This is a genomic window from Providencia sp. PROV116 (assembly GCF_028482485.1).
Taxonomy (GTDB): Bacteria; Pseudomonadota; Gammaproteobacteria; order Enterobacterales; family Enterobacteriaceae; genus Providencia; species Providencia rettgeri.
Window position 1 is genome coordinate 22,559 of record NZ_JAMPQO010000034.1, and the last position, 9,950, is coordinate 32,508.

9 protein-coding genes and 2 pseudogenes are annotated in these 9,950 nt (G+C 38.8%); 3 read left to right on the plus strand and 8 right to left on the minus strand.

The features are described from left to right. Positions 1 to 61: 61 nt before the first annotated feature. From PSE72_RS18935 to PSE72_RS18955, 5 genes are all read right to left on the minus strand, one after another. Entirely contained in the window at positions 62 to 1,069 is a 1,008-nt protein-coding gene (locus PSE72_RS18935; protein ID WP_272691100.1) for a spore coat protein U domain-containing protein, read from the minus strand. A 10-nt stretch (positions 1,070 to 1,079) separates the two neighbouring features. Beyond that, a complete protein-coding gene (locus tag PSE72_RS18940) occupies positions 1,080 to 1,748 on the minus strand; it encodes a fimbrial chaperone (RefSeq protein WP_272691101.1) in 669 nt (222 codons plus the stop codon). Beyond that, complete coding sequence (pefC, locus tag PSE72_RS18945; RefSeq protein ID WP_272691102.1) at positions 1,741 to 4,116, minus strand: PefC/AfrB family outer membrane usher protein; 2,376 nt, start codon at positions 4,114 to 4,116, stop codon at positions 1,741 to 1,743. The genes PSE72_RS18940 and pefC overlap by 8 nt, the downstream gene beginning before the upstream one ends. Before the next feature lie 201 nt (positions 4,117 to 4,317). After that, the gene (locus PSE72_RS18950; protein WP_272691103.1) at positions 4,318 to 4,836 is read right to left on the minus strand and encodes a fimbrial protein; all 519 of its coding nucleotides are present in this window, start codon (positions 4,834 to 4,836) and stop codon (positions 4,318 to 4,320) included. 68 nt (positions 4,837 to 4,904) lie between these two features. Then, positions 4,905 to 5,165: a helix-turn-helix domain-containing protein gene (locus PSE72_RS18955; RefSeq protein ID WP_272691104.1), complete on the minus strand. Its 261-nt coding sequence runs from the start codon at positions 5,163 to 5,165 to the stop codon at positions 4,905 to 4,907. 1,019 nt (positions 5,166 to 6,184) lie between these two features. Between PSE72_RS18955 and PSE72_RS18960 the strand changes: the two genes are divergently transcribed. The 3 genes from PSE72_RS18960 (at position 6,185) to PSE72_RS18970 (ending at position 8,546) form a co-directional block, all read left to right on the plus strand. Further along, complete coding sequence (locus PSE72_RS18960; RefSeq protein ID WP_272691105.1) at positions 6,185 to 6,754, plus strand: ProQ/FINO family protein; 570 nt, start codon at positions 6,185 to 6,187, stop codon at positions 6,752 to 6,754. Then, positions 6,751 to 7,368: a DUF2913 family protein gene (locus PSE72_RS18965; RefSeq protein ID WP_272691106.1), complete on the plus strand. Its 618-nt coding sequence runs from the start codon at positions 6,751 to 6,753 to the stop codon at positions 7,366 to 7,368. Before PSE72_RS18960 ends, PSE72_RS18965 begins: the two co-directional genes overlap by 4 nt. A gap of 242 nt (positions 7,369 to 7,610) precedes the next feature. Continuing rightward, complete coding sequence (locus PSE72_RS18970; RefSeq protein ID WP_272691107.1) at positions 7,611 to 8,546, plus strand: Rpn family recombination-promoting nuclease/putative transposase; 936 nt, start codon at positions 7,611 to 7,613, stop codon at positions 8,544 to 8,546. Between the two features lie 7 nt (positions 8,547 to 8,553). Here the strand turns inward: PSE72_RS18970 and PSE72_RS18975 are convergent, their stop codons facing one another. The 3 genes and pseudogenes from PSE72_RS18975 to PSE72_RS18985 form a co-directional block, all read right to left on the minus strand. Further along, the gene (locus PSE72_RS18975) at positions 8,554 to 8,694 is read right to left on the minus strand and encodes a hypothetical protein (RefSeq protein WP_213637274.1); all 141 of its coding nucleotides are present in this window, start codon (positions 8,692 to 8,694) and stop codon (positions 8,554 to 8,556) included. Positions 8,695 to 9,019: 325 nt separating this feature from the next. Next, a pseudogene (locus tag PSE72_RS18980) lies at positions 9,020 to 9,293 on the minus strand (arylsulfatase regulator). Beyond that, positions 9,290 to 9,574: pseudogene (locus PSE72_RS18985) on the minus strand (helix-turn-helix domain-containing protein); the annotation flags it as partial. The pseudogenes PSE72_RS18985 and PSE72_RS18980, both read right to left, overlap by 4 nt. Positions 9,575 to 9,950: the final 376 nt, after the last annotated feature.

Below are 9,950 nucleotides of genomic sequence, written 5' to 3' on the forward strand. Positions count from 1 at the left end.
AAAAGGGAAGTGAAAATCCGGCGAGAATGAACAGTGATTTCGTTATCATAGTTAGCTCCATTTAATTTAATTTTACATTAATCGTTAATGCGGTATTCGCGAGTCCAGGAATGGCTTGTGCCGACAACGCGACTGGTTTAACAATCACTGGAACCGTAAAGTTATTGGTTGTTGGTTTTGTATTGGGAGTGATGGGCATACCATTTGTGACAACAGCACTATTTGCTGGCTTAACGGTGCCATTTCCCCAGGTCAATTGGTAACCTACTGAGCTATTGTCTTTTACAGAAATAATGCCATTATTTGGAGCTCCGCCATCCCGGCCGCTAAAACTAATTGTGTAAGCAGGCAATACTGCATTACAGGTAAAATTAATATTGATTGTTTTACTCGCGATGGTATTTGATTGCACACTTGTGGCTGTTTGGTCACCAAACGCCACATCATTAACAGAAACCGCGCAAGAGGCATTATTGATTAATGTCATCGATGTTGGGGCACTAAATGAAACTGTTTCTTTTTGCATCGTATTGGTGAATGGACCTATACGAGAATAGAAGTTACGCGTTAACATGTAGGTTGGATTCACTACCGTTTTTCCTGGCGGTGGTTTTTTCTGTAAATAAACAATACCAGAATCGGTACCACCGCCTGCCCCGGATAAATTGGTATAACCTGCCCCTGAGGTTTTATAATCGAGCACTAATAACCAAGAAGAATTGTTACAACTGCCTGTTGAGCGGAATCTTAAAATACCATCCGATGAATTTTTATCGATTGTTCCATTTGGACAAGTACTGGGTGATGCACCAAATTTATCAACAAGATAGATATATTGTCCGTTAGTGTTTCCCGCTCCACTTGTTGCACGTAAACATTGCCCAGTGATCATCAGCGGTACCCCCGGATTTCCAAAAGTATACAGTTGGTCACCCACTTTCTTATTCGTAATATCGATTTGAGCTGGAAAATTGTATTTTAATGATACATTTCGACATCTGGCCGCGGATGCATCAAAAGAAACTAGCAATATCCATAATGTCATTAAATAAAAGGCGTTCTTTGCCATTTCAATGTCCTCACGGCAGCTCAATAATACGTCGGGCACCATAATCATCAATGGCTTCAACGGTCACTTTACCCGATAACGGGCGCTGTAAATTCACCTCACTGAAAGGCGGAAATAAGCTGATGGACTGCTCAATCTCTTTGGATAACGGCAACGGGTTGTTATTCACCGACACTTGGGTTAAGGCAAAATAATACGGGGTGGGGTTCTTTAATATTGAACCGCTGTACGTTAGGCCTTTTTCGGCATCTTCTCGGTTTTCTGCCAAAACTTTAGGCCGATAAATCAGTTTAACTTGGGTATTTAAGGCAACAGCAAGGACATTCCCTTCATCAGCAGAGGCAACGGGGGGAATTTCCTGCACATTCAACCAAAATAAAGATTCTCGGTCTTTGGGTAAAATATCATTCACATACAATAAACGGATTAATTGCTTTTCTTCGCCCCCGATTTTAAATAAATTCGGGGCCGGGACAAAAAACACGTCATTACCCTTAAGATTATCAACCCAAACTTGCCCCCCGTATGTTTTATCGCTGTTATTTTTGACTTCAATGGCGATATTCTTTCGGCCTTCATCATAAATAAAACGGGTGCCATTAAGTGTAAATGCAGAGTATGCATTAAAGCAGGTTAATGACGATATCATTAAAATAAAAATGGATACCAGTTTACTCATTGCATTCAATCTCCGTGATTTTATTATCATTTGATTCAATTTTTTCTAAATTCAAGGTGCACTGTTCCCCTTTTGGGGATAAGACAAAGATTGTCTTAGGCTTATTTAATAAATTTAATAATAGGACACCACTGTTCGAAACGAATCCCACGTATTCATTATTTTCTGTTCTCACCGAGCTCCCTGCAGAAACAAACTCGCCATTTTTCTTTTTCAGTCGCAAAATATAGCGATGAATTGTTGAATATTTAAATTCACGATAAATAATGGCTTTATCTGTCGGGACAAATTGTTGAACGGAGTCCAGTAATTCAATATTATTGGGCACTTCTTCGGTATTAATTTTTAAATTATTCTCAATATAGGGGGAGATCCCAATAACCGTATTTCCCTTTCCGTCAGTAGGCGGGGAATCATTAAATGTGACATTTTGAATGTCTTTAATTTTTGCAATTGCGACGGTATCTCGTCTCACATTACTGAATAACAATCCCGTTTCTTGGGTTGCCAATAAGCTTCCCGATGCATTAACTGATCCGGTTGTTTGGTGCGCATTTTGAGAAACAGCAAAACCGGTATTTATCAGGCGCTGGTCAACACCAAAATAAGCGGAATTGGACCAGTTATCCCGATCTTTATTGGTATTTATACTGTAGTTAACTTTTTCGTTAATACTGCCAGAAATACCGGAGTTAAAACTGGCTTTGTTTCGTCGGTCGTAGTTGACGGAATTTGTCCAAAAGTGATTTTTATCAAAGACACTAAAGGGAATATTTATACCGACAGAAAAAACATAATTATCGCGATTATAATCATTTAATTTTTGATAATCTGCCGAAAACGATAAATCGATACCTTGGATCGCGGTATTATAAGTAATGTTGGCGCCCACCTCGTTGCTGATAGCATTGCGATAGGTTTGGACCCAGCCCGATACACTCAAAAAGCTCCCATCAAAATTTTGCGATAGGATAGTTTCATAGCGTTCTTTACGATTGCTTCGGTGGTATAAGGCATTCGGGTTAAAATCATTAAAATCAACGTAATCTTTACCGGTGTATCGGTAAGCCAATAATTGTAGGTTCGTATTGTCTGTTAATGAATTTGCGTATTGAAGCATATAGCTGATACCCGATTGACGAGCTTCTGGCATCGTTGGCGTTTGCTTTTGAAACGTACTCACCGCCGTGTTGACGTTAAACGAGATTGCCCCAAATTGGCCTAAATCTTTACTTGCCCCTAAAGCAGCGCTCTTATAATCGTTATGCAAGATACCGGCAGTATGGAACGTAAAATGGGTTAACCCATAGTCAAATGCGCCCAAAAAGAACAGGCGATTTTCTCTTTTTCCTGCGATCTCTCGCTCACCAATGGCGACATTGTAATTAATTTCATTCGCTCGCAATAAAGACGAAAGTGTTGCGACAGGATAGTAACGAACGGTTTTCGTTCCATCATTTTCTTCCACGGTGACGGTGATATTTCCGTTACTGACGGGGGCAATATCTTTTAATTGGTAAGCCCCTGCAGGCACCACTTGAGAGCTTAAAATATAGCCATTTTGAGATATCGTAATTTTGGCATTGGAATTTACGACACCAGAAATCACTGGGGCATAGCCACGCATTTCCCAGGGGCGCATATCCCGCTCGGAGCGTAATGCCATGCCATAAAAAACAAAATTAGGTAATATTGATAAAGCGGTTAATGTTTTACCGGCAATAAAACTTCCTTGTATTGGTTTTATTGCTGTTGATATTGTGGCTTCGGATGTTTCTGTGCCGGAATCTTTTAGATAACTGCTGCGAACAAAAGCAACCCAGCGACCGACATTAGAATATAAGTCAAAATCGCCGTACATTTGTGTTTTTGACGAACTGGTTTTAGAAACATAGCCAGAGTAGTTAACTTTAACGCCAGTAATACCGTAATCCCAATTTTGTTGATTTGTAGATTCATCCAATGCGATTTGAGGAATACTCAAAGATAATGTTTGTTTGGCATTATCAAAAGTCACTTGGGCGCCAGGATAACGGCTAACGTCATAGCAGTGTCTCTCGGGATTAAAATAAGCCGCAAATAAATTTAAATTGATCGGCAAGGCTAATTCGGTTATCCAGTCTTTATTGAGACATAACGTTTCTTTATCGTCAGGTAAGATAATCAGCTCTTTTTTATTCATCGAGCGACGATTAAAAATCACCTCAACAATATAATGCCCGGCGGGGTATTTTACATTCTCATCAAAGACACTTTCAGCTTGCGGTTGAACGCCTCCATGCAAGAAGTCCATATTTAAATCGGCGCAGACATAAAATGGCGTGGCTAACAGGGATAACATAAAGGCATTAATTGGTTTTAAACGCATTGATATTATCCATCCCTATTGGTCATTAAAAATAAGGGTCAAAGACCCTTTAAATATTCAGTTTTTATATCCGAATTAATCCGGGTGTGCTTATTGGCTATTAAAAATAATTCCGATTGATATTCATTTGGTTATATTATTAGAATCAAAAAGTGAATGAACAAATATTGGGAATAAAGACCAAGCACTAAAGAATAGATATTATTTATAGGCTACCGCATAGGTGGCACTTGAAATAACAGTACCCTCTTTTAGGGTTTGCCCTGCGGTTGCCGCCATTCTGGCTTTAAACTTCATATTGCCAATAGCATCTGTGCCGTTACCGAAATCAACACTTTGGCTGTTATAAGTCACGTCTTGATTAGGGGTTGTTGAATTAACGGCAGTTAATTGGATAGAGACACCGTTAGCGGTTCCTTTCATATTTGCTAGGCCAGTATTTGTAAACCCAGCACTCTGCCAACCCACTTGGCCACTGGTTTTTTTCAGACATTCATCAGTACGTGGTACTAAATCAAACTCAACATAGTCACCGTTGGTATCTGCAGTGGTCATTTTACCTAAGTCGATGGTTGATTTAACTAATCCTCCAATCTCAGTATCAATGTCACAAGTTTCTGAGGTGACAGCTCCAATAAATTGAACTTCACCTGTATTTGCGGATGCATAGCTACCAAATAATGTGGCTCCGATGATGAGAGGTAATAATAGTTTTTTCATTGAATGATTCTCCATTTAAATATAATTGAACATCAAAAATAATAATTAAAGCAATAATGTAAAAAGGATTAATATTTATCACTTAATCCATTGTATGATAAAAATTCATCCCAAGATGTTTCCAATATGATTAATATGTCATTAAGTAAAGTGACAGTAATCTTTGTAATACCATTTTCATACCGGGAAATTTGCTGCTGACTAACATTTAACATTATCCCTAAGTCTTTACCCGTTATATCCATTTTCTTTCTTTTATTTTTAATAAAACATCCTATGTTCTTATTAAAAACATCCAGATTAATAAGGTCAGAATGGTAATCTTTCACGTTTTTAACCCTCTTAGATTATTAAATTAAAATGTCTGATATAAACAGGATGATGAGGAATATATAACCACAATTTACCAGAGTAAAAACGTTTATATCGATCAATAACGCACTTATGATAGCCATGGCCTATCATAGTTGATTTATTGATCGTTAAATTCGATCTGTTAGGGGGCTGAAAATTATTCAACACTTTGATATAGAATAATTATTTTTTTTATATGATTTTTGGGGAAATATTTTTTTACATTATAATTACATCATTTAGTCTCTGATTGAGAGAAAGTGAATTAAATTTATATTAATATTGAAACAACAAATTACATCTTGTTACATTTTTGTTTGTAAGGGAATATTATAAAGGCATGCTAATTATCAATACTTGAATAATTAAGGGAGGAATTGAGATAGTCACTCATATTTATTAAATTAAAATATCATAGAAAATATCAATAATACTGAATATTCTTATCTTATTATATTTATCACATAATGATGTAATAAACAGAGTTATTTAATATTGATAGGCTAAGAAAAGGGATGTTTATTATTAATTTAATGCTATTAGACTCCTCTTGGTGGCTCTCATAAAGATTATTTTAGTAGGTAAATAGAATAATAATGCTTAGCCTTCTGATTCAGCGCTGATAAGGAAATGATTTAAAGTTTAGTCATAAATATTTACTAATAAAAATAGTCGTTATAGCGACGAATGGAAACACATTGATGAGCCAATGATTTTTTGTAGTTAAAGAGGGGGAGTGATTAAAAACGACACCAAACGGATTTTGAGCGGTTTTTTATCTTATCCATTCAAATGCATTACCTATGGTGAAAAAAATGCTCTAAATTAATTCTGTGAAGCCTGTTTTTTAATCAATTATTCGTATTTTTTATTATTCGTTCTTTGTGACTCTTTTTGCCGTCTACCGCCCTACGGGCTGGTGATTTAGGTGAAATTTCATGATAATCTGCTATTAATGCATTGATGATAAAAATGATTTTGGTGTGAGGTTAGAATGGAACGCAAAACACTGACGTTAAAACGTTCGACGATAGAAAAAGAGTCGGAAAGTACCGAACCGGTTATTCAACGTCGCCGTAAACAGGTCGTGGTCAATACACAGCGTAAATCCCATAAACTCGCCAAAACAGCGCCAATCCAACCGCCTATAAAAGAGACCTCTCCGCCCGCGAAAAATCAGAAAGCGGTTGTCATTCCGTTAGAAAAAAAAGTTATTCTGCCAACGCCGCCAAAAAAACATCTCCCCTTAGAGGAAGCTATCGCGAATATTTCAGCCTATTGGCCACAACTCTTTCCCGATGGACAACTTCGACCCATGGCAGTGGGGACACGAGAGGCCTTATTTGCGGACAAAAAAGTCCGTGAACTGCCTATTTCATATAAAAAATTGAAACGCAGCCTGGCGGCCATTAGTCACAGTGTCAAATACCGCACGACGATTATGCCTGGTGCAGTACGCTATGATAAAGACGGCCAACCTAACGGGGCTGTCACGGAATCAGATGTGGCCGATACGTTAAAACGCATACAAAGACTCGCTAAACAACAATCACGACCCACATGACAAAGACAATTCATTCCCCGATTTGCGTTGAAGAAAAAAATCATTGGTTAGGTAAATTAGCCTTTGCTGCTTTAGTCGCGCTCAAACTGGCGCAGTGGGATGGAAAAGCTGCCCGAAACGCCCAGTCCGAAAATCTTTTTCTGCTTCGCTGGCTACAAACGGCCCTGAAACAAAAACGATTTCACCGCTGTGTCGTCCATGATTTTGAATGGCTCATCCACCTGGGTCAACAACGATTAATGACCTCAAAATTAAAATCACGGTTAGAATATCTGTGGCGTTCGTGTTGTTGTGATATAGCCAGTCAAAGTGATTTGTTTCGTTTAACCTACGCGACCGAGCTGCTTAAAGATTTGGGCTGGGACAGTGTGGTACTCAGTGAAGACCGCTGGCAAAAACTGATAATGAAAAAGCCGATAGTCACTGCAATTCCTACCTTCTATGTGACTGCCTCTGCTTTAACCACTGGATTCAGTGATGACGGAAAACAGATTGACTCGGTGGAGTTTTGGGTGCTGGGTGATAAAGCACAATTTAGTGAAGTCATCAAACAACACCATCTTCAGGGCGAATTTGATGACGTTTTACCGCACTATCATTTATTGCCGTTGTAGTCCCTCGTTTTTCTGTTTTTATCGATAAGAGGAAAGACAATGACTTGGGCTAAAACGCATTTAATTTTTTATTTATCGTCCATGATTTCGCTAATCCATTGAAATAAAGTCACTAAATGCACTGAGAGTGTGGATGAAAATGTAAATTAGACTTCACGTGAACATTGAAATCCGAAAAACAGACAGAAAATTAATTCTGCGTTATGATGCTCATTCTTTAGTGAGGAGTGAGTAACCGAATAATGAAACCTAAGCATACGCCGACGGCACATGATGCGGCTTTTAAAGGGTTTATGACGCAGATTGATAGCGCAAAGGACTTTTTTGACATTCACCTGCCTGAGCACATCAAAGCGTTGTGTGATTTCAGCACATTGACACTGACAAATTCCTCGTTTATCGATAAACAGCTACGCTCTCGATTATCCGATGTGCTTTATTCGGTGCAAACAACGGAAGGTGAAGGGTATATCTACCTTCTCGTCGAGCACCAGTCCACGCCCGATAAACTCATGGCCTGGAGACTCATGCACTATGCTTTCTTAGCCATGAACCAACATCTTCAGCAAGGGCATAAAACGTTACCGTTAGTTGTGCCGGTACTGTTTTATCACGGTGGTCGTTCACCCTACCCCTATTCTCAATTGTGGACCGATTGTTTTCCATTACCGGATATGGCTAATGAATTATATACCCAGCCGTTCCCGTTGGTTGATGTGACGGTGATTGATGATAACGAACTAGTTAATCATCGCAAGGTGGCTGTGATGGAGCTGGCGATGAAGCACAAATATTTGCGGGATGAATTTGACACGATTATCCCCTTATTGGCACAAGCACTCAATCAACAGTATAATGATGATAACGACATCGTCACTATCCTCAATTACCTGTTCATTGCACTGGACTCCCCCAACTTTGAACATATTGTCCAGCAATTGAGTGAACAGGCAGATAAACATCAGGAGGTTATTGTGAATATTGCACAACGCTTACAAGATAAAGGACGTCAAGAAGGATTACAGCAAGGTATAGAGCTAGGTAGGCAAGAAGAACGACAACTTGCTCATCAGCGTCAACTGGATATGGCGCGTAACTTGCTTAAAAATGGGGTTAGCCTTGACCTAATTGTTGAAAGTACCGGTTTAAGCCGTGAAGAACTCATCTCCCTACAGTAGTCTGGCCCTATTTCGTTTTCATTTTTGTGCTTAACGCAAACGTCGCTAGCTCAATGAGTTTAGCGATGTTTTGCACTTTTTCATAACGTTTATAGCTTCGCACGCTTACCTCCAGTTCCTCAGCCGCGCGTTCCTGACCCCAATTCATTCCCCGTCGCCACAGTTTCAATTCAAACCCAGTCATGAGTATTATTTTTCATGTTAAAAGTGTCATTATGTCACTTTTAACCGGTTTATATTGAGTTGTAAAGTGAGGAGTTTAGATCGCCATTTCGACTTTATTCATTTAGGGAAGATGGCATATAATCATCCAAATAATCATTTTATGGCGGTGTAAGGAAACCCAAATGAAAGACATTAACTTAATCTCACTCACGCAAGCAGCAAATACATTAAGTGAAGCCTATTTTACGCGTTATTATAAATATTAGGGGTTCTACGCAGGAACTGCCGAAATTTCCGAAATCAGTTTTTCAATGATCTTTAGGGACTTCAATAACACCATCAGCAAATCCTCTGTGCGAGTCGCTCCATCCATTTTGCAAAGCGATAATATCCTGAATATTGTTGGCATAGGTAATCCATCTGGACTTTTGATGTGCTATCCATTACCTGTTTAAATGCTTCCATATAGTCATAACATCCCTGTAAGAGTTCAGCATCTGCGCTTTCTGTTAGCGGAAATTGGCAGGTATAATCATGAACTATCTTAGCTAGCTGTCGTTGCTTTATGGTCAAGTCGATCATTTTTTTCCTCGTGAAAGAGTACGGTAAACTGTTGGTCGAGAGACCGAAAATAACTCAGCCAAATCACTAATCGAATATTGCCCAGTTTCATGTATCCGAAACAGCTCTTTTTGTTGTTTATCAGACAACTTCGGTTATTTCCCTCTAAGTTTTCATTTTGCTTGGGTAATCGCCATCCCTTCTCGGGTTCGTAGACGTATTAAATCACCTTCAAATTCGGCAAAGGTCGCTAGCACATTAAAGAACATTTTTCCCATCGGGTCTGCTGGATCGTAAATGCTATTAGGGGGGCACGCCCATTTCATCGAAAAGTCCAATTTTTGCTCGTAACCCTGTAATACCAAGGTATTAAGAGGATAATTGTTTTATAGATAAGTCATTTATTTCGCTGATTTCATCTATTTTGATATCTTTGAAATCGTATGTTTTGAGCAACCTATCAGGTTTTCTATCTAGCTATAACTTTTTCTCTCCCTCAGCAGGCCTTTAATTTTTTGGTGTAATATTTTGTTGATCGGACGACCTTTATATTTTCCTACTTGTTTGGCTTTTTGCGCCCCCTTGCGCTTGATGACGTCTATCTACATAATCCTTCCTAGCGACAGGTGCCAGCATGTCTAACATAAACATAAGACTTACTGTTACGTTTAAGAGCCC